The organism is Flavobacterium macacae, assembly GCF_003865365.1.
GTDB classification, from domain to species: Bacteria; Bacteroidota; Bacteroidia; order Flavobacteriales; family Flavobacteriaceae; genus Flavobacterium; species Flavobacterium macacae.
In genome coordinates, this window is the sequence record NZ_RQVR01000025.1 from 1 (window position 1) to 21764 (window position 21764).

The 21764-nt window shown below is 48.5% G+C and carries 15 protein-coding genes; 11 read left to right on the forward strand and 4 right to left on the reverse strand.

Annotation, left to right across the window (positions count from 1 at the left end):
* Nucleotides 1–586: 586 nt before the first annotated feature.
* On the reverse strand, nt 587–1348 hold the full coding sequence (locus EG849_RS14560; RefSeq protein WP_125014030.1) for an XRE family transcriptional regulator: 762 nt from the start codon (nt 1346–1348) through the stop codon (nt 587–589).
* Nucleotides 1349–1435: 87 nt separating this feature from the next.
* Between EG849_RS14560 and dinB the strand changes: the two genes are divergently transcribed.
* The 7 genes from dinB to EG849_RS16085 all read left to right on the forward strand — a co-directional run bounded on the left by dinB (nt 1436) and on the right by EG849_RS16085 (nt 9985).
* Nucleotides 1436–2590 (forward strand): DNA polymerase IV, encoded by a 1155-nt coding sequence (gene dinB, locus EG849_RS14565; protein ID WP_125014032.1) that lies wholly within the window; start codon nt 1436–1438, stop codon nt 2588–2590.
* 34 nt (nt 2591–2624) lie between these two features.
* Nucleotides 2625–5687 carry a DNA polymerase III subunit alpha gene (locus EG849_RS14570; RefSeq protein ID WP_125014034.1) on the forward strand — a complete coding sequence of 1021 codons (3063 nt, stop codon included), beginning with the start codon at nt 2625–2627 and terminating at the stop codon, nt 5685–5687.
* A gap of 35 nt (nt 5688–5722) precedes the next feature.
* Nucleotides 5723–7132 carry an exonuclease domain-containing protein gene (locus EG849_RS14575; RefSeq protein WP_125014036.1) on the forward strand — a complete coding sequence of 470 codons (1410 nt, stop codon included), beginning with the start codon at nt 5723–5725 and terminating at the stop codon, nt 7130–7132.
* A gap of 35 nt (nt 7133–7167) precedes the next feature.
* A complete protein-coding gene (locus EG849_RS14580) occupies nt 7168–7602 on the forward strand; it encodes a DUF1810 domain-containing protein (protein WP_125014038.1) in 435 nt (144 codons plus the stop codon).
* A gap of 87 nt (nt 7603–7689) precedes the next feature.
* On the forward strand, nt 7690–7866 hold the full coding sequence (locus tag EG849_RS14585; protein WP_125014040.1) for a histone H1: 177 nt from the start codon (nt 7690–7692) through the stop codon (nt 7864–7866).
* Nucleotides 7867–8103: 237 nt separating this feature from the next.
* A complete protein-coding gene (locus EG849_RS15760; protein ID WP_199732352.1) occupies nt 8104–9612 on the forward strand; it encodes a MauE/DoxX family redox-associated membrane protein in 1509 nt (502 codons plus the stop codon).
* Between the two features lie 109 nt (nt 9613–9721).
* Nucleotides 9722–9985: a hypothetical protein gene (locus EG849_RS16085; protein WP_394336496.1), complete on the forward strand. Its 264-nt coding sequence runs from the start codon at nt 9722–9724 to the stop codon at nt 9983–9985.
* A gap of 47 nt (nt 9986–10032) precedes the next feature.
* On the opposite strand, the gene EG849_RS14595 is transcribed toward EG849_RS16085, so the two are convergent.
* The 3 genes from EG849_RS14595 to EG849_RS14605 are packed head-to-tail and all read right to left on the reverse strand — an operon-like array spanning nt 10033 to nt 17108.
* On the reverse strand, nt 10033–12636 hold the full coding sequence (locus tag EG849_RS14595; protein ID WP_125014042.1) for a S9 family peptidase: 2604 nt from the start codon (nt 12634–12636) through the stop codon (nt 10033–10035).
* Nucleotides 12637–12651: 15 nt separating this feature from the next.
* Nucleotides 12652–14058: a RagB/SusD family nutrient uptake outer membrane protein gene (locus EG849_RS14600; protein ID WP_125014044.1), complete on the reverse strand. Its 1407-nt coding sequence runs from the start codon at nt 14056–14058 to the stop codon at nt 12652–12654.
* Nucleotides 14059–14075: 17 nt separating this feature from the next.
* Nucleotides 14076–17108, reverse strand: a complete 3033-nt coding sequence (locus EG849_RS14605) for a SusC/RagA family TonB-linked outer membrane protein (RefSeq protein WP_125014046.1) — start codon at nt 17106–17108, stop codon at nt 14076–14078.
* Nucleotides 17109–18018: 910 nt separating this feature from the next.
* Between EG849_RS14605 and EG849_RS14610 the strand changes: the two genes are divergently transcribed.
* From EG849_RS14610 to EG849_RS14625, 4 genes are all read left to right on the forward strand, one after another.
* Nucleotides 18019–18300, forward strand: coding sequence for a helix-turn-helix domain-containing protein (locus tag EG849_RS14610; protein WP_125014048.1), 282 nt, complete (start codon nt 18019–18021; stop codon nt 18298–18300).
* 510 nt (nt 18301–18810) lie between these two features.
* Nucleotides 18811–19470 carry a hypothetical protein gene (locus EG849_RS14615; protein ID WP_125014050.1) on the forward strand — a complete coding sequence of 220 codons (660 nt, stop codon included), beginning with the start codon at nt 18811–18813 and terminating at the stop codon, nt 19468–19470.
* Between the two features lie 337 nt (nt 19471–19807).
* Nucleotides 19808–20686 (forward strand): hypothetical protein, encoded by an 879-nt coding sequence (locus EG849_RS14620; RefSeq protein ID WP_125014053.1) that lies wholly within the window; start codon nt 19808–19810, stop codon nt 20684–20686.
* Nucleotides 20687–21240: 554 nt separating this feature from the next.
* Entirely contained in the window at nt 21241–21762 is a 522-nt protein-coding gene (locus EG849_RS14625) for an SLATT domain-containing protein (RefSeq protein ID WP_158611958.1), read from the forward strand.
* Nucleotides 21763–21764 lie beyond the last annotated feature (2 nt).

Genomic DNA, 21764 nt, shown 5'->3' on the forward strand with positions numbered 1-21764 from the left:
TTTTTCTATCATATAAATCCATAATAGCTGTCAGGTATACAAACCCCTCTTTAGTTTGGATATTACATATATCCAAACTAAAGAATAATACTGCTATGCGTAAGTTGATATTGGAATTTTTATCTTTGCATAATCCCAAAAAATCCTGTTAACTTTGATACGGATCTAATATAAAATGTTCGATATGAATAAATTAATTATTGTTTGAAAAATATGTTTCTTCCGAATATTGTGATCATATTGCGCAGAGTTAAGAGCCTCTTCTTACAAAAAAACAGTTCGTTTTGCTTTGAGAAAAGTCAGTTCCCGAATGGCAACTTTCAGCAATGTCGATGTGGTAACCTTAACTTAATCTTTCTCCTGCGTTTTTCCTTATGTTTAAGGGCTGGTGAAGTCTGGAAATCAAGGTAAGCACTGTCTTCATACCTGTTTGCCTCATTCTCGTTCCGAATTGCCGTGAATTTCGAGATCCTGGATGTGTCCCCAAATTGAGAACGTACTCTAGAATCTTTCTTCCACTTATGATCAGCTTCTTTCTAGCACGCTTCTTTGTACAATTATTTCAATTCGCACGCAAAACTGATCATCACTTTCCTGCGCGCAGGTCCGCAACGTCCCTGCGTATTTCAACAAGCATCTCCCTTATGCTTTCCGGCGCAAGTTCTGAAATGTCAATTTCTTCGGTAGCGATGCTTCCCGCATATTCCCATACCTGCAGGAGGTCTGAAGCCCGCACCTCAAACGGGGCATAAAAAGCATTATCCGATTCCAGCACCAATACGGCAGCCTCCCTGCGTCCCAGCCTCTTGTAGGCCATTCCGTCTGCGGTGATTACGATATAGCTCCTGCCCGCCTTCATCTCCTCCAGCCTTTCCATATATTTCCCAACGATGTAGGAACTGTCCCGGTGCGGTGGCATCGAATCGCCGTCGATAGCAAATAGCCGGAACTTCCCGCTCCCCAGAAATGGCAGGGACACGTGCTGCAGGGACTCGATATATTCGGGATCGCTGTAGCCGGCCAGGTAGCTTGCCTTGGCCCTGTGCGGGATGATCTCGATGGCATGCTCCCCGCGGGCGTCAACTGCAACCGGCAAAAGTATATGGTTGTCCTCCAGGCGGATCAGCCCGTCCATGTCCACCTTGCGGATGTCCACGGTCAGCAGCAGGTCGGTACTCACGTGGTAGTAGCGGGAAAGCCGCACCAGAATTTCCAGCGGCGGCTGGGACTTGCCTTCCTCGTACTTGGCCAGCCTGTCGCGCGATATGGCGAGGCTTTCCGCTACTTTTGACTGCGAGAGTTCTTTTTTCAAGCGCAGGTGCCTGATATTGTCAGAGAATAAAGACATGTTCGTTTTGGGATTATTTATCCCAGCAAATATACAAAACTTTGGGAATATCTGTCCTAATTTTGCCGTGTATAAAATGAGAAAGATATGGAAAGAGCGATCGTACACATGGACCTGGATACCTTTTTTGTATCCTGCGAGAGGTTGGGAAACGCCCAGCTGGAGGGCATTCCGCTGATCATCGGCGGGGGCGACCGCGGGGTGGTCGCCTCCTGCTCCTACGAGGCGCGAAGATTCGGGGTGCGCTCGGCCATGCCCATCAGGATGGCCCTTGCGATGTGCCCCCAGGCGCGGGTCATCAAGGGCGACATGGAACTGTATTCCAAGATGTCCAGTCTGGTGACCGAGGTCATCGAGGAGCGCTCCCCGCTGACCGAAAAGGCCAGCATCGACGAGTTCTACCTCGATATTACCGGCATTGACCGCTTCCACGGGGCCTACAAATGGACCGCCGAGCTGGCCGAGGCGGTCACCAGGGAAACCGGGCTTCCCATCAGCTTTGCCCTTTCCGTGAACAAGACCGTATCGAAAATCGGGACGGGAGAATCCAAGCCGACAGGACGCCTGGAAATCCCGACCGATAACGTGCGCCCTTTCCTGAACCCGCTTTCCATTAAAAAAATCCCCATGGTCGGCGACGCCACCTTCGCCCTGCTCTCCCGCATCGGCATACGGACCATACAGACCCTCTCGGAGATGCCCGCCCCGGTGCTCCAGCAGATGGTCGGCAAGAACGGCATCGAGATCTGGAAGAAGGCCAACGGCATCGACACTAGCCCGGTGGAGCCCTATACCGAGCGCAAGTCCATCTCCACCGAGCACACCTTCGGCCAGGACACCATCGACATCCCGATGCTCAGGGCCCTGCTCTCCGGCATGGTCGAGAAGCTCGCCTACCAGCTTCGCTCCGAGCAGTGGCTGGCCTCGACGGTGACGGTCAAGATCCGCTACAGCAACTTCGATACCGAGACCAAGCAGTGCCGGATCCCCTACACCTCCTGCGACCATGCGCTGGCAAGGCACGTGAAGGAACTGTTCGAGAAGCTCTACCAGCGAAGGATGCGCCTGCGCCTGGTCGGCCTGCGCTTCAGCGGGCTGGTGCGCGGTACCTACCAGATCAACCTGTTCGAGGATACCGAGGAGATGCTCTCGCTCTACCAGGCCATGGACCGGATCAAGAACCGCTTCGGCCCCGACGCAGTGGCCCGGTGCGCCGGTGCCCAGCTGAAGACAAGACCTTAAAACAATACAATAAAAAATATAAGCAAGACAAAAGATGCTGCTCAACTGCCATTCCTTCCATTCCCTTCGCTACGGCACCATCCCGCTCGCAGAACTCGTAACGCTCGGGGCCCGGCAAAAAATTCCAGCCCTGGCGCTGACCGACATCAACACCGTGACGGGCATCTACGACTTCACCAAGGGATGCCTTGAAAACGGCATCAAGCCTCTGGTGGGCATCGACTTCCGCAACGCCGGAAGGCAGCTCTATATCGGACTGGCAAGAAACCAGCAGGGCATCGGCGAGATGTGCCGCTTCGTGACCAGGCACAATTTCGAAGGCACCGACAAGCCGGAACGCGCCCCTGAATTTCAAAACGTTGCCGTCATCTATCCCATTGAAAATGTGCCTGCGACACTGAATAAAAACGAGTATATCGGGGTGCGCCCCGAAGAGCTGACGCGCCTGGTAAAGCAGGAATGGAAAGGCCGCGTCAAGGACATGGTCGTGCTGCAGCCCGTCAGCTTCCGCACCAAAAAGGAATACAACCTGCACCGCATCCTTCGGGCCGTGGACAACAACATCCTGCTCTCCAAGCTGGATGAGGCCGACTGCTGCCGCAAGACCGACACCATGCCCGATCTCAACCACCTTGCAAACGCCTACGCCGACTATCCGCAAATCCTGGAGAACACCCAGATCCTTGTCGGGGACTGCAACTTCGAGTTCGCCTTCGATACGCCCCGCAACAAGAAATACTATACCGACAGCCGGGAATCCGATATCGCCCTGCTGACCAGGCTCGCGGAGCAGGGCCTCACTGCCAAGTACGGCAGGGATAACAAGGAAGCTCAGGCACGCGTCAAAAAAGAGCTCAAGGTCATCGATGAGCTGGGGTTCAGCGGCTACTTCCTGATTACCTGGGACATCGTCCGCTACAGCAACAGCATGGGCTTCATGCACGTGGGAAGAGGCTCGGGCGCCAATAGCATCGTGAGCTACTGCCTGGGCATCACCGCCATCTGCCCCATCGAGCTGGACCTCTATTTCGAGCGCTTCCTGAACTCGAGCCGCAAGAGCCCGCCCGACTTCGACATCGACTGGAGCTGGAAGGAGCGCGACACCATACTGGAGTACATCTTCAGCCGCTTCGGGCGGGAGCACGTCGCCTTCTGTGGTACCAATGTGGAGTTCAAGTACCGCTCGATCTTCCGCGAGGTCGGCAAGGTATTTGGCCTGCCCAAGTCCGAGCTGGATGTCCTTGCCCTGAACCCGATGCAGGCGCACGATGCCAATTCCATCGTAAAACTGGTGCAGGAATACGGCATGATGCTCGAGAAGTACCCCAACCAGCGCAGCATGCACTCCTGCGGGATCATCATCTCCGAGGAGCCCATCACCAATTTCACGGCCCTGGAAATGCCCCCGAAAGGCTTTCCCATCGTGCAGTTCGACATGCACGTCGCCGAGGACATCGGCTTCGAGAAGTTCGACATATTGAGCCAGCGGGGCATCGGGACGATAGACGATACCGTGAAGCTGATCGAAAAAAACAGGGGCGTAAAGGTAGACATCCGCGACATTTCGCTTTCCAAGAACGAGGCGGCATGCAACGCCTACCTGAGCCGCGGGCAGACCATCGGGTGCTTCTACATCGAGAGCCCCGCCATGCGCGGGCTCTTGCGCCGCCTGCAGTGCAGCGACTACGTGACCCTGGTAGCCGCCTCCTCCATCATCCGCCCTGGCGTGGCGCAGTCCGGCATGATGAAGGAATACATTTTCCGCCACAACTATCCCGATAAGTTCGAATATTTTCACGAGGTATTTAAGGAACAGCTCGGGGAGACCTACGGCATCATGGTCTACCAGGAAGACGTGATCAAGATCGCCCAGCACTATGGAGGCCTCGAGCCTGCCTACGGCGACATCCTGCGCCGGGCCATCAGCGGCAAGGGTCGCTCGCTCAAGGAACTCCAGACCGTAAGGGACCGCTACTTCGAGTGTTGCGAGCAGAAGGGCCATCCCCGCCAGCTTAGCGAGGAGGTCTACCGCCAGATAGAATCCTTTGCGGGCTACTCCTTCTGCAAGGCACACTCGGCCTCTTACGCGGTGGAGAGCTACCAGAGCCTCTACCTGAAGGTGTACCACCCGATCGAGTTCATGACCGCGGCCATCAACAACGACGGGGGCTTCTACCGTACGGAAGTCTACGTGCATGAGGCCAGGATGTCGGGTGCCAATATCCACTGCCCCTGCGCGAACCGCAGCGGGTACGAGACCACGGTCTACGGAACCGACATCTACCTAGGCTTCAAGCAGCTCAAGAGCCTGGATGCCAAGACGGCATTTGCCATAGAAACCGAAAGGGAAAAAAACGGGGATTTCCAGAGCCTCGAGGATTTCACCAACAGGATCCCGATCGGCATCGAGGGCCTCCAGCTACTGATCTTCATCGGCGCCTTCCGCTTCACGGGCAAGACCAAAAACCAGCTATTGGTCACCGCACGGCTGCTGCTGGCCAGTTTCAGGCCCGAGAACCGGGAGATGCTCCTCATCCGCGAGCCGGCCGTCGAGTACGAGCTGCCCAAGCTCGAGCGCTCGGAATTCGAGGACGCCTTCGACGAGATCGAGCTGCTTTCCTTTCCAGTCTCGAAAACACCGTTCGACCTCTTGCAGACCCGCTACCGCGGGGACGTGATGGCCACGGACCTGCTGTCCCACCACAAAAAAACGGTCAGGATGCTCGCGTACCTGATCTCCAGAAAGCACGTGCCCACCAAAATGGGTGCCATGTTTTTCGGCACCTGGGTGGACCACGAGGGGAATTATTTCGACACGGCGCATTTTGCGGACTGCGTCACCAAGTACCCCTTCCAGGGCGGCGGTTGCTACCTGCTGCTCGGCACGGTCGAAGTGGACTACCATTTCCCGACCGTAACAATAAGCAAGATGGCCAAGATGCCTTTCATCGCGGATCCGAGGTACAGCAATTCCAATGACAGGCAGTTCACCGCGCACCAGAACATACAGGAAGACGTCAGCATGACCCAGAGAAAGCCCTACCCGCAGGAACACGAGATCAACCTGCCCCGCTACAAGATGAAGCCCCGAGAGTAACAGAAAGAAGATTAAAAAAAACAAAGATTAAAAAGATGAAAGCAGCAGAATATGCCATCGTCGATATCGAGACGACAGGAGGCAATGCCAGGGGAAGCCGCATTACGGAAATCGCGATCGTCATCCACGACGGAAAAAACATCCTAGACCGCTGGGAGACCCTGGTCAATCCCGAGCAGGACATTCCCGCCCCGATTTTTGCGCTGACCGGCATCGACAACGCCCTGGTAAAAAACGCCCCGACCTTCGAGAAGGTTGCCGATACAGTACACGAAATGCTGGAGGGACGCGTCTTCGTGGCGCACAACGTCAATTTCGACTTCTCCTTCGTGCGCCACCAGCTGGCCCAGGAAGGCTACCAATGGGCGCCGAGGAAGCTCTGCACGGTGCGCGCGGCGCGCAAGATCCGCCCGGGGCTTCCCTCCTACAGCCTGGGCAACCTGTGCCGCTCGCTGGACATCCCGCTGGAAAACCGCCACCGTGCGGGAGGCGACGCCGATGCCACCGCTATCCTTTTCTCCAAGTTACTAGAATGGGACACCGAAGGCGAAATCGGAAAAATGGTAAAAAAAACCGCCCAGGACCAGCGCCTGCCCCCTAACCTCCCTCGGGAAGACTTTGAGCGCCTTCCCTCAACGCCCGGCGTGTATTATTTTTACAGCCAGGAAAAGAAAGTCATCTACGTCGGCAAGGCTGTCAATATCAGAAAGCGGGTCGCCTCCCACTTCAGCGGGAACAGCATTTCCTCCCAGCGCCAGAACTTCTTGAAGGACATCCACGGCATATCCTTCGAGGTATGCGCCAACGAGCTGATGGCACTCCTGTTGGAATGCTCCGAGATCCAGAAGCTCTGGCCCAAATACAACCGGGCGCTCAAGCGCTCCGAGCCCAAGTTCGGCCTCTACAGCTATGAGGCCAGAAACGGCTTCAAGTACCTTGCGGTAGGAAAGCTTCCCAAATTCCAGTCCTGCGTGCAGGCCTACGACAGGGAACACGAGGGCACGGACGCGCTTCGGGAACTCGCCCAAAGATTCGAGATCGATCCCCGCTTCTGCTCCTACGGAAGACAGGAAGCTGGTACATTTACACCCCAGCAAAATACAGCAGTGCTTCCAGACATAAGCGTGCACAACGCCAGCATCGAGGAAGCCCTCGCCCTGCTCAAGGAAGGAAAGGAAAGCTATGCCTATCTGGATAAGGGAAGGCATGCCGAGGAACAAAGCTGCGTCTATGTCGAAAACGGCGCCTTCTACGGCATGGGCTACTTTCCAACCGATGCAAGCGTGGCAGACCTATCAGAACTGAAAGAATATATCGATCGGTACAAAAGCAGTCACTACGTTATGAAGCTGATCGCAAGCTTCGCTGTCAGGCATCCCGGGAAGGTCAAGCCAATCAGAAAAGCCATCTCACTAAATGAAGCCAATTTTGAAAATTTCGATTAAATATTTTACATTTACACAGCAAAACACTAACACCAATGTATACCGTCAAAGGACTAGCCCGCTTTCTGGAAGCCCAAAACCATACCTACCTGAAAGCGCTTTCAGAAATCAAATCCGGAAAAAAAACTTCCCATTGGATGTGGTATGTCTTTCCACAGCTCAAAGGCCTTGGGAATAGCGACATGGCCCAATTTTACGGAATCGAAAACTTAAAAGAAGCCCAAGAATACCTTGAACATCCCGTACTAGGAAAGCACCTCGTGGACATCTCAGAAGCACTGCTGCAAATCGAAAGAAAGTCTGCTAACGACATATTCGGATCTCCAGACGACCTAAAGCTCTGGTCTTCCATGACACTTTTTGCCACGGCAGATAAAACGAATCCCGTATTTCAGGCGGTCTTGGAAAAATATTTCAATAACATACCAGACAAAAAAACATTGGAACTTATCGAACAGTACATGACTTAAGAACGCTGTATGTTAACTTTTCATAGCCTTGATTGCTTTTAAAGCAGACAAACTTTAGCTTTGCATTTCTAATCTTAAATAAAAATCATGAAAGAACTTATTGAAAAGATCAATGCAGAATTCGGAACCTTCAAGTCAGAGTCAGAATCACTTACGGAAAAAGGCGTGAAAGCCGCAGGTGCCAGAGCCAGAAAATCAACCTTGGAACTTGAAAAATTACTGAAAGAATTCAGAAAAGTCTCTATCGAGGAATCAAAAAAATAAGCAGGAAAGCAACATCTACCTTGGCAGATAGAAAAATAAAGTGCTGGTGCTTTACGGCACCCGCCTTTTTTACTATAGGCTTACAACAATCGTCAATTTGCGTTAATTAACTATTTTTCAAAGAATAAGCTTCCTGCAGCAATCTTTAAAAAAATCCCTTATAGGCAATTCATCCTCCCAAATTACCAAGTCTTTCCCTATTGTATTATGTAGTTTTACTATATTAAAACTATACCAATGGAAAAGCAGCTTAAAATAAAGCAGTTAATTTTTGACGCGACAGCCATGGCATTCATCTTGCTTTTCTGCTACGCGGCCACGAGCAAGCTTACCGATTTCCAAAACTTCCAAGTACAGCTTGCACAGTCTCCGATGCTGAGCGCATTTTCAAAAATTCTTTCTTTCACTGTTCCAATTTCAGAATTTTTGATCGCAGGTTTGCTGATCATAAAAAGATACAGGCTTGTCGCACTGATCCTCTCCTATTGGATGATGATTCTGTTTACTTCCTACATTTTTATTATTTTAAACTATAGCTCATACGTTCCCTGTTCGTGTGGCGGCGTGCTTGAGAAATTGGGGTGGGAAGAGCACCTTGCATTCAACATCTTCTTTATCGTCCTTGCTACAGTAGCAATAGCTACAAATACCTATGCTGATAGCATCCCTTCAAAGAATTTTGCTAGGAACCGAATCCTATTATTAGTTTTTTTGGCTGTGGCCGGATATCTTTTCATGTCATTACTATTTGACCTCTCGGAGAAAAAGATGCGATTTCACAATAATCTTACCAGGCGGTTTCCCCCCCATATGGCCGACCAGCTGAACAGCATGGACCTGAAGTTTAATTCTTATTATTTTGCAGGACATGGAAACGGCAAAATCTACTTAGGAAACACCACTGCCCCCTTTACCGTAACGGTGCTTGATTCCGCTCTGACACAAATCGAAACTTTCAAAATTGATATTGACAGGCCCTTAAGGCGAATGAATCAGCCGCTGTTGCAGGTTGCTCCTCCCTATTTTTATTTTTATGAAGGCGCATCGCCCTATATATACAGCGGCTCGATAACGGACTGGAAGGCAAAACTTGGAAGCAGTACAGGCCTTTTCTTTTCACAACTGGTTGCGGTCGGTAAAAATAAAATTGCCGTACGCTACAACAATCCAGTCACGGCTGAGAATGTAATCGGATGGGTCGATCTCTCCGACACGCTAAACAACAGTACATCGAAAAACGTACTCCAAAAGCAGGGAGACGGCACATTCGATACAGACGGAATGCTGCTGGGAGATATTGAGAATGGAAGGATGCATTATATTTATTATTACCGCAACAGCTTCATTACCGCCAAAGAAGGTCTTGATAATGCTATCATTGGCAAAACGATAGATACCGTAGCCAACCAGGAGCTCCAACTGGTAAGCCTGAAGACTAAAAAAGCGAAGACATTTTCCCAGGTACCGCTGGTCGTAAACAGGGCGGCGGCCTCGGATGCCGGCTGGCTGTTCATCAACTCCGAGATAATGGGCCAGCTCGACCGGGAAGAAATGTGGAAAGTTTCAAGCATCATTGACATCTACGAGATTGACAGCGGTGCCTATCTTGCCAGCTTCTATATCGACAACGACAGTAAAAAAAAGATCCGAAGTTTTATCGTCGCAGGAAATAACATCTATGCGATGGGAGAAACCAAGGTCGTCCGCTATAAACTAAGGCGCTTTCTGGGGTATCCTAGAAAATAATAAAAATCTGTTTCGGCCGAAATAGCAGGGGAAGATCGAAAACCTGTAAGAGAGTAGATCCAAATTTAATACATTAGTTATGAACACAAATTTTTTAAAAAAAGTAAGCATGCCAGTTGCCGCAGCAATCCTGGGCATTGCTGGAGCTTTCACGACGACTTCAATGTCCAGCTCCAAAGTTTTGATTCCCTGGCAGGGACACCAGTACATCTCGCAGACAGAACCATGTAAGTCCGTAAAAATGTGCCAGACCGAGAGCAACAATTTTCTCTGCCGCGTCAACGATGCCGTACCTACGAGCCCGCAACTTAAAGGGAAGTACGAGATAACAGACGATCAGTGTCCCCTAACGCTGTACCGTAAGGTACCTTGACAAAAGAAAGCCGTTTCACTGAAACGGCTTTTATTTTTAGCTAAAATCTATTTCCTTGGCTTTGCCCATTCCGGTTCTGGTTTTCCCTCAAGATGGTACCCGAACCAGTCCATCACCTTGCCGGTAAGGTCTCTCTGATTTTCAGGATCTGCCAGCGCATGATCTTCCTTTTCATATAGAAGCATCGTCCCCTGCTTCCCCAGCCTTCTTAGCCCGAGATACATTTCCATGGTCTGCAAGGGATTGACCTGCCCATCCTGCAGGCCGCACCAGAGCAAAAGAGGCGTGCTGAGTTTTGCGACATGAAAAAGGGGTGAATTCAAAGCATAGCCTTCCCAATTTTCGAATGGCGACGAATCCATCCGTGGTTGGTCTGCCTCATAGCGCCAGGCATCCGAACGCGTATCGTTCCCATTTATGGAAAAATAACCGCTGACAAAGTCATTTATGCTGGACCCTCCGACCGCTGCAGCAAAAAGGTCAGACTGGGTAATGATAAAGTTTGTCTCGAACCCCCCGAAAGAAGCCCCGATGATCCCAAGCCTTTTCCTGTCGACAGGCGCAATAGCGATGGCCGCCTCCACTGCAGACTGGACACAGTCCACTGCCGACCTTCCGGGGTTACCTGTCTCGTAGATGATGTCGGGAAGCAGGACGAAATAGCCCGCCGCGCTCAGAAGGGTCGGATTGAAGCCTCCAGGACTGTACAGCGTGGGATTGACATTATCGTGCAGATAGCTCGACTGCTTCTGGTAAACATGCACTACCATTGGATAGGTCCTGCTGGGGTCGTAAGCCTGCGGATAGTAGAGCACTCCGTTAAGTTTAATTCCCGAGGCATTGCTGTATCTGACCAGAGCTGTCTTGCCCCACAGATACGACGCCTGCTGCGGATTGCTTCTTGATGCAGCTGCTTCGCTTGCCGAATGGCTGCTCTTGACCATCATTGCCCTTGGAGTCCCATAGGTCTCCTCTATATAAGAAAAAGCACTGCGGTCGCCACTGAACAGGATTCGGCTGTATTTCTTAGCGCCGTATACCAGGGTATCCGCCCTGCCCTCTTTCAATAGAAAAAATCCAGATTCGCTGTAATCACTCTTTGTTCCCTTCAGCAACAGATTCCCATCCGCAGGACTCAGCGCGCCTTTCTGGAAGCGGTAGATCGGTGAGGTCTCCGCATTATACAGGCGGTAGGCCATTCCCGCCTCCCTTCCTCTGGTCAGGCGGGTCCGGATTCCTTTTGCTACATCAAGCTTCCACAGGTCGAACGCGTCATAATAGAACATTTCCCTATCTTGAAGAGACCATACTGGGTCGCCTGCAGGAAGAGGCTCGAACGGATAGTCGTGGCCAGTTTCATAAAGACTGGCTTCTTCCTTTCTGGTTGCCCTTTTCCTTGACTTAGAACGTATGTCGTACAGCCACCAGTCTCCCTTCCAAAAATAGGCAACATATTTTCCGCCTGGCGATATATTCAGATTTCTATCGTGCCCGGAAAAGCGCTCCAGAAAAATTTCGCGCTTGCCGGTATCCAGGTCCACCAGGTAAATGTCACGCTCTGTCGCGGCTTCAACGCTTGGCTCATAGCGTGCATGGTCGTACACCACTGCGAATCGCTGGTCGCCAGTCAAAAAGGCATTCTCTCCGTCTTGCCTCACCACGGGCAGTACCTTTCTTGAGCGGGGCTTCCAGACAGCAAGATACAGCCGGTTCTTCCAGGGACTGATCTTGTCGCTTCCGTAGAGCGTCCTGTCTAGGGTGTTCCATACCTGAGGACCTGAAGGCGCCGCTGTCTGGTTCTTTTTCCAGCTGAGACTTATGAAAATGCTATTGCCATCGTCAGAAACCTGAAAATCGTTGCTGAGTGCGGGCGCCAGGTACATATCCTCGGGTATTCCTGAGATGCTTCCGTCAGCCACAGACAGTCTCTTTTTCTTACTATCGTAATGGTAGATCTGGCGGGTCGCCCTCCTGTTGCCGGCATCTTTCTCTACCGCGGCAAATGCGATGGAATTTCCCTGCCTATCCCAGGAAAATACTTCCAGCGGCAGTTCCCCTGAAACAAGGAGCGCAGGCCGTTTCATTATGGCTGCCACCGGGATGACGCTGGCGCTGTACCTGCCATCGGCAAGCTGCCCGTATGCGATTGCACCGCCGTCATCGGAAATCGCGTAGTCCGTGATTCCCGGTGCGCTCCAGATTGTATTGCCTTCCAGGGATATCACGTACAGCGATTTTCCTGCTCCTGAATTGTATTCTGCGAACAGCCTGCCTTTTCCCAAGGGCATGAAGTCCGACACCTTCTGGATTTCCAGCGTCTGCGCACTTTCCATTTTAAGTACGCAGAGCATGCCGCTTTCGCTGATAAACGCATAGGAATCGGTGCTGACAAACCTGCCCTGGCTTGCTTTCGGAAAAGAATATTTCCTGCCGTCGGCCACGTTCTTTACAAACAGCGTATCCATACCGCTTTCATAGTTGTGCCGGTAGCTTGCCCAACGTCCGTCTGGAGACAGATCGTTTGCAAGCAGGGTGTGCCACATGCCGTAGTCTTCCGGTTTTAATTTCTTTTTTCCCAAGTCCTGGGCGCTCAAGCTTGCAGAACCCAGCAGCAGGGCCAAAACCAAAAGGTATTGCGTGTATTTTTTCATCTGTCTTTTCTTATTTTAGTAGCCTGCATTTTGAGGCATAAGGTTGGGATTGAGGAGAAGCTCTGAAAGGGGAATTGGAAAATTTGCATCCGCAGTATTCCAGCCATTTTTCACCGGGCCGAGTGTAGCGTCGAGCAGCCCCAGCCTCTTGAGGTCAAAAAATCGGTGGCCGAATTCGGCAAACAGCTCTACCCGGCGCTCCTGCAGCACGGCTTGCAGAAGCTCTGACTGGCTGCTGGCCGGCGTACCGGCAAGGCCAGCCTGGGACCTGACAGCATTTATATCAGCGGCAGCCCCTGCAAGATCGCCCTGTCGGGCTCTTGCCTCGCTCCTAATCAGGAAGAGTTCGGAAAAGCGCAGCACTTTTGAATATTCTGCTTGCACTGTCGCGCCTACCCCCTGCCTGTACTTGTAGGCGTGATAGTAGGTAGTTCCGTTATCTTCTACCGCACGGATCCAATTGGCGCGCCTCAGGTCTCCCTGCTCGAAAGTACTGACAAGTTCATCACGAAGCGCGCTGTCCCCCGGACTTGCGTCAAAAATAAAGGTGACCGCCTCCAGCGTATTGTCGGTACTTCGTGCTGGCGAAAACTGGAAAAGGGTAGCGCTGGAACCGATCAGGAATGTTGCCTCTATGTCCTGGTCAAAATTGTACATGGGGCTTTCGATAACAGCGGTCGCATGCTCCGAAGCGCTTTCCCAGCTTCCTTGGTAAAGGCATATCCGGGAGAGCAGCGCCATTGCCGCAAACTTATTCGGCCTTGTCCTGTCCGGACTGCGGTACGTTTCAGGAAGAAGAGAGACCGCCTCTTCGAGGTCTACGCGCGCCTGCTGCCAAGCTTCGCCTACCGGCATCTTCCCTATTGTGCTATTGGCTTGGTAATCTGTGGTCGTTACATATGGAATTGCGCCAAACAGGTTGGCAAGGTAAAAATGCAGCATGCCTCTTGCAAAGAGCGCTTCTCCCATCAATAGGTTCCGTTCCGCCTCCGGAAGAAATGCGGACTCCCCTACGCCATTTATAACCGCATTGGCGCCATAGATCTGCCGGTAGGCTTCATTCCAAAGGGAAGCTGCCTGAGGGCTTGTGGCCAGAAGCCCATTGGCAGCGTACAGGAAGCCATCCACATCACTGGAACCGTAGAATTCCAGCTCGTCACCATAGAGCCCAAGCACGTAGGAGCAACCCGTGGAGGAGCCACTCAACATCCCGCTGTCGCGCATTTTGGAATAAACGCCCGCCATGGCCGCATTGGCCGTGGTAGCATCTTCAAATACATCGGAGACGGAAAGCTGCGAATCTGGCAGCTCGACGCCTACAAAAGAATCACAGCCCAGGCAGCTTACTAGAACGGCCGTGCAGCAGGCACGAAGGAGAACAGCGCAGAATTGCTGGCCCCTGCTATTTTTTAGATTTTGCATTATGTCAATTTTTAAGGTTAGAAAGAAAATCCGATTCCGGCGGTGATGGTGCGCAACGGTGGCAAGTAGCCGCCCGCTGGGAACTCCGGGTCACCCCCTTTGTAGGCCGTAATTGTCAGCAGGTTCTGCGCCTGCAGCGTAAGCTGGCAGGCAACACCTGTGCTTTTGGCAGTCGGTACGTCCCAGGTCAGCGCTATATTTTTCAGCCTCGCAAATGAGGCGTCGGTAATAACTGCATCGCTGCTGGAATACATATAGCTGGCCATCACTGCCTGTTCATTGAATCCGGCAGTATAGATCTGGGTTGCCCCGGCCGTACCCCCGGTCTGCGTGTGGTCCAGCATGGCCACCGACTGATTGTTCATTCCCCCGCCAAATCCCATCGTAAGGGCCTGGTCCCTGTTGCGCTGTTTCACAAACTGCACCAGAAATTCGAGCCTCAGGCTTTTGTAGCGGAACTCATTATGGAGGCCACCGAAGAATTTAGGCGAGAGATCAGCCGTCTTGCTCATGTCGAGGTAGTCCACCGAGCCGTCTCCATTCAGGTCCGCGAACTTGTAAATCCCCGTTACCGGATCGATCCCCTCGTACTGGTAGAGCTTTTGGATGCTGATGGGCTGGCCGACTGCGTAATAGCTTGCGTAGGTAGAACCCTCCAGTCCTGGGAAGGAAACCAACCTGTTTCTGGAGAAGGAAATATTAAGGGAACTGGTCCACTTGAAATTGCCAGACGCTATGTTTTCCGTTCGAAGGGTCACCTCCAGACCCGTATTTCGGACCACGGCATTCAGGTTCGCCTGAACGGACTGGAAACCCGTTGTAGCCGGGAGCGGAATTCCGGTCAGCTGGTTGCCGGACGTATTTCGGTACCACGCCGCCGTTACAAATACGCGGTCCCCGAACAGCCCCACTTCAGTTCCCAACTCCAGCTTCCTATTGGTCTCCCATGCAAAATTGGGATTGAAGAGACGGGTAGGCTCCAGTCCGATAGCCCCGGCATACTGGATTCCGGTTGTCCCGTAGGTATTAAAATACTGGTAGTCCCCTATCTGGTCGCTTCCCGTGCTCCCATAGCTGGCACGCAGCTTCCCGAAGCTCACCGTGCTGTTTTCACCGAAAAGGCGCTCCTTATGGAAAAGCCAGGCCCCGCCGACAGCCCCGAAAGTCGCAAACTGGCGTCCAGGTCCGAAACGGCTGGAGCCATCCCTCCTGGCGGTAAGGTTCAGCAGGTATTTTTTATTCAGGTTAAAATTGGCCCTTCCAAAAAAGGCCTGGTAGCGGTACTCTTTTTTTTCATTGCCCAGCACCCGTATCGATGACGCGGCCGCTAGGTTTCCTATCAGGCTGTTGCTGGAAAAACCCCTGCCGAGCTGGAGCAGCGACTCCCCTTCCTGCATCTGGAAGGTGCTGCCCGCAAGAAGATCGATATCGAGCATTCCAAATGACCTGCGCCACTGGAGCTGCGGTTCCGCAATCCAGGAGGTGCGGTCGGCAATGGTCATAGACATATAGGAGCTTGCCGAAGTCAGCTGTACCGACGGCATGGAGGTGGTCGAGGGCACCAGATTTCGGTCACGGAGCTTGGTAGATGTATATCCGAAACTCGTAACCGCCTCAAGCCCTTCCGCTATTTCGTACGAAAGCTTCAGGCTTGAGAGCAGGTCATCGGTCTGGGAGAGGTATTGGGCGAGATTGTTGCGCAGGGGATTGTTGAAGGTATTGTTCTCCCAGTTGAGATTCCCCTGGCCATCATAAAGCGCCGGCGCATTCGGCACAAGGCTCATCGCCTCTGCCGTGTAGTCATTTCCAGGAAGCCGGTTGTCCTGAAGGCTGAGCCCTGCAGCAAAAGACAGCTTAAATTTACCGTCTTCACCCTGATGGTTCAAGCTGGCTCGGACATTGCCGGTGCGGTACTTGAAATTTCCTGCAAATACGGTAGACTGCTCCGAGGTGCCTCCGCTGAGCAGAAAGGCCGTCCGTTCACTTCCGCCGCTGACCGACACGTTTGCCGTGCTGAACAGGGCCATGCCTCCCAACAGTTCCTTCTGCCAGTCTGTGTACCGATTCTGGTCCCAGGTCCCGTTGACATCATAGGCATATTCAGGATATTCCGTGATTCCGTCGTTGGCAAAGGCTTCCCTGCGCATCGACAGGTACTGCCCGGTGTCCATAAGCTTGCTGAAACGGGTCACCCGCGAGGCGCCACGCGTAAAATTGGCACTGACAGTGGTCTTGCCCCCCTTGCCCTTTTTGGTCGTTACGAGCACCACTCCGTTCGCCCCCCTAGAACCGTAGATAGCAGTGGCGTCGGCATCCTTCAGAACCTCTATGCTGGCAATCTGCCCCGGCGGTATGCTGTTCAGCGGACTGGGACGCCCGGCAAGCACCGCGGAAGCAAAGCCATCGGTAAGCGATTCCGAATCGTAAGGGACGCCGTCGATCACGTAAAGCGGCCGGTTCCCGTCCTGGCGCAAGCTATTCTGCCCACGGATCTTGATATCGAACCCGCCACCTGGCATTCCCGTATTCTGGGTGATGCTCACTCCCGCCATCCTGCCCTGCATCGCTGCAAGCACATTGGTCACGGGCTGGTTTTCAATATCTTTTGAAGTGATTCTAGCAATGCTTCCCGTACGCTCGCTCTCCTTTACGGAATAGTAGCCCGCATTCACCACTACTTCTTGGATCGAACGGGCTTCCGGTTTCAGGAGCTCGTCCAAAAAAGCACCGCTGACCGGCACCTCGACAGGCGCATACCCGATATAAGAAAAGATTAGCACCTCGCCGTCTGAAGCAGCAATACTATAGCGCCCGTCCAAGTCTGTAAGTGCCGTTCTGGCGGTCCCCTTCACTGCGACGGCAACGCCAGGCAAAGGCCCCGATGCGTCTGTCACCCTACCGGACACCTGCTGCTGCACCACAAAAAATGATAGTCTAGAACTCCCCAAGGGAGCATGCGCGAGCGCGCCCTGGGTACCCAAAAAGGCATACCCAAAAAGTACGGGACAGAAAACACGCCGCCCGTACCTGAATAATGAATGGAATTTCATAATTTTGGAATGGATTTGATTTATTAATCGATTGTTGATATTTCGTCCGCGGTTCCCTGTGCTGTTTGTCGACGTAACAGGGAACTTTTTTTTTCCTGAAAGCAAGGCCCCGATATTGCAGCTATCAGGACCTGCCCGTTTCTCATAGGCATTTAATTTAAAGTGTTAGTACTTGCCAGACCTCTCCCAAGCCGATGCCATAGCACCCAGCTAAAAAACATAGAAACCTTGCCGAAACATTTTTTTTCACAACAGCCGGCCTGCGCCCTGCCTTAACTAACCCAACTTTTCTATTCTAAAAACTACTTTGTAGGACGCAGGGACTGCCGTGGGGATCTTTTTTGATTATTTAATTTTTTGATTCGTGCTTAGTTGCCGTTTGCTTTGGACTGGGGCTTGCCTGTGCCAATGACCTTCTTTTTGTGTCTGCTGTTTTGGATTCCCGAATTTTGATTGATGGCACTGGAAACGGATGCGGGGAGCGGGAACCTTATTACGTAAGTAAAATTCCTGCCTGCCCGACGGATCTAAAAACGGCCTTCAAAAAACAACGCAATCGTTTGCGAAACTATTTAAAAAAAAGGAAGAATGCCTTGAAGATAGCTGGGATTACCTAATTTATGGCCATAAAAAAGGCGCGGAACTCAGCTTATTGTATCAGAGGCATTGGCATACCCAACCACAAATAAGTGAGCCCACGCCTAGGTCGTGAGCATCTTACTTATCCTCTCGTGGTATTAAAAAATGCCAATTTTCTGATACGAGATTCAAAGCGAATGCTTCAAATATTTTATATGAAGAGTCGCAAAAATAATTCATAATTCAATGAATTACAGCAAATCTATAAAAAAAATATTACATGTGACAAATATGTCAATGATAAATGTGACAAATATGTCAATTTTAACAAATGAATCATATCGACGACAAATTTTTTATCGCCTTAGCAGACAATCTTTTAACTTTAATTGAAAAAAAAGGATTGGATGTAGCTGAAATTGCAGCAGCTGCAAATATTGACAGACGTCAAGTCTATAGACTAATTAATAAAGAGCACATGCCTAAACTCTCTACTCTTATAAAAATTAGCTTAGCGGCAGGAATCGAGCCAAACATTCTATTTGATTTTAAATTTAATTACAAAGAATACATGGAAATTATGGGGATATATCTCGCAAAACCTAAGAAATAACGACGTGTGTCCAGATAAAACATTAAAAACAAAACGATTCAAAGAGGGAAGCTTCAAATATTCCAGCTTAGTTTGAAGTTCAATAAATTTTCAGAAGAGCACAAATAGACAGACAGATTTTAAATCACTAGGAAAGTCAAGCAAACAAAAGAGGCGCCTCAATATATACCATTCGCAAATTTTGCAGAATGACTGGAATTAGCCTCAAAGATTTTTTTGAAAGTGATATTTTTGATAATAGTAAAGATGCTTAGGCATCTTTTTTGGCTTATAAGAAAATTCGTTTATATTAGCAGTTCCAAAACCTAAGAGACATACATTTCTCTACTTTCCCTTTTTAATTTTTCTGTACTTTACGGAAAACCGTAATCCACCTATTGATAATTTATTTATTATTGTATAAAATATCGCTACGCAGTAGCGTGTATACAACCAAAATTAGGTGTATATGTCTGATTTTGTAAGACATATACACTAGTTATGAGCTAGTTTTTGAAAAATCTGCAAATTATGAGAATATTCATTTTTTTGTTACTTCCATTTTTTTGTTTTTGTCAAGAAGATAATTACGATAAACTTTACAAACTTCCGAAAGCAGAATTTGAAAATTCTGTCGCGGATAGTATTGTAAAATTAGAATCTGGAGATTTATGGAACTTCCTAAAAGTCCTTAAAGATGATTACAAAAAAGACTTAAAACCTTTTAATGAAAATTTCATAAAAAAAATTGAAGCGACAAGATGGCCAATGGATATGCATTTTTTGTTAAGCTTGCTAATTGAACAAAAAACAGAGAAAAGCATCATGGAAGATATTCTCTACTCAAAAAAAGCAGTTTGGGATAATGGACAATGGTCAGAGAAGTTTTGGAAAATTATTAGAGAAAATAAATTGAATATTAAAAACGATTCCGATTATTCAATAAACGAAAAAGGTCAAAAAACTTACAATGTAAAATCTTTCCTTGAAGAGAAAATTAAAAATGGAGAAATTGGTCCAAATCCACTATTATTCCTTGATTACACAATAATAGATTATGAACTAAATCAGCTTTTTGAAATTCTCGAAAAAATGAACATTAAAGACATCCAAATTATCACTAAAGAAGAAGCACTAAAAATATATGGAAAACTTGGCGCAGATGGAATGATAAAAGTGTTACGAAAATAAAACCAGCTCATAACCGCCGCTAAACGCAATTGCTGAATTTTCGGAAGCCGGAAGTTTTGTTTTCACGAAAAACCTTTATCTTGGCAGACACAACTCAGTTCGCTTTGATCAGCAACTGCGTTTAGCGACCTAACGTTGGGAAAAATCGCCCTTCGGGACAATTTTTCCCAATGACCGCTCGGCTTCGCCAGCAGTCGGGAAACCATCGTTGCTTTCGCACGACGTTCTCCCAACTGTCGCCTTTGACGCATTCCGAAAAGGAGTAAAAACTCCTTTCAGAACAACGACAAAGCCGAGCGGTCATTGGCAGTAATAGTACCAAAAAAAAAGAACAAAAATGAGTTACGATTTATACTTTTTTAAAAGAAAAGAAAGCAAATTAACCGAAAAAGAAATTGAACATTATTTATCTGAAAATTTAGTTGCAGAAGAAAAAGGCCAATGGTTTTTTCAAAATAAAGATACCGAAGTTTATTTCATAATTGAGAAAAGCGAAACTGAAATTGACGAAGAAGAAACTGAGTTTGTAGAAAATTACCAAGATTTTGAAAGTTTAAATTTTTCTTTATTTTTGAATTTTTTGCGTCCAAGTTTTTTTGGAACTGAAGTATTTTTATTTATAGAAAGAATAATTAATGATTTAGATGTTTACATTTCAAATCCCCAATCTGACAAAGAAGTTCCATATAAACCTAAAAAAGAGGAATTGTTTGAAAATTGGAACTCAACAAACTTAAATTCAAGTTCTGAACATTTTGGAGAACAAAACAGTTATTTAGAAATTGAAAAATCTAACGAAATTTGGAAATATAATTTTCACAGAAATGAAATACAAGAAAAACTTGGCGGAAATTATTTTGTGCCAAAAATTTTCTTTTTCAAAACAAAAGCAGAAAATAAAGTAATTACAGTTTCAAGTTGGACAGAACATATTCCAAACTTAATTCCAAATTCTGACTATTTTTTACTAACTAAAATTTACACAAAGTTTTTTAGAAAAATTCAAGAAAATGTCCTTATTTCAAGAGAGAGCTTATTGAATAGATTTGGGGAATATTTTAATGATTATGAATATTCAAATTGTAAAATTATTCATCCTGAAAACGCAAAAAAAATTAAGGATTTGTTCAATTCAACAAAATCAGAATTAAAACTTGAAAACTTTGCAGAAAGAATACAAATTGAAAACCTGTTTAACGAAAAACCAAGAATATAAAACTACTACTGCCAACAGCTAGGGATTCGTTGGGCTTGAAAAGCCAACAATGAAGCCCTGGTTGAACGGAACCGGTTGTGATTCCATCCCTATGGAGTTGTCGTAAAAGGTTTAGAAGGATTTCAAGAGGATTAGTAGTCCTCTTTTTTTTATGAAGTAGTTACCGTAGCCTATTACATCCAATAGCGAATTACAACCTACAACCTTAAATTATTTTTCGCTATTTTCCTACGTTTACAGTTTTCCGTAAAGAACCTATTGCTAATTTGTTTATTATTGTATAAAATATGCTACACAGTAGCGGGTATACAACCAAAATTAGGTGTATATGCCTGGTTTTGTAAGACATATATACTAGTTGGGAAAAATCGCCCTTCGGGACAATTTTTCCCAATGACCGCTCGGCTTCGCCAGCAGTCGGGAAACCATCGTTGCTTTCGCACGACGTTCTCCCAACTGTCGCCTTTGACGCATTCCGAAAAGGAGTAAAAACTCCTTTCAGAACAACGACAAAGCCGAGCGGTCATTATATGCCATTTCTTAAAAAAACCTTCATGAATCATACTACAGAGAAATTGAAACGAATAAAAGTCGATGCCTTATATGGTAAGAAAAAACACTTTAATGCCGCAGAAAGGCATGAAAAAATACATTACAATATTGGGGTTCCACTTGTCGCGTTAAATATACTAACTGGTTCAGTTCTATTTTACGTTTTAACTGACAGCGTGACTAATTGGATCAAATTTATTCCAATCATTTTGGCTTTGATTGCAGCATTTCTAAGTGGCTTCCAAACCTATTTAAATCCTCAAAAAAAAGTTGAAGGTCATCGAAGAATTGGAAATAGATATTTATCAATTATGAAAAAATGTGATAGACTCCAAGGATATATTGCGGACAACGCGATATCAAACGAAAATTTAATTGCTAAAATCGAGGAAGTCGCAATAGAAATTGACGATGTAAATAAAGAAGCTGAATCTTTTCCTACAAGTAGTACTGATTACGAAAAAGCTAAAAACGGAATCGAATCAGGTGAAGAAACCTACACAGAAAATGATTTAAATTTATAAAT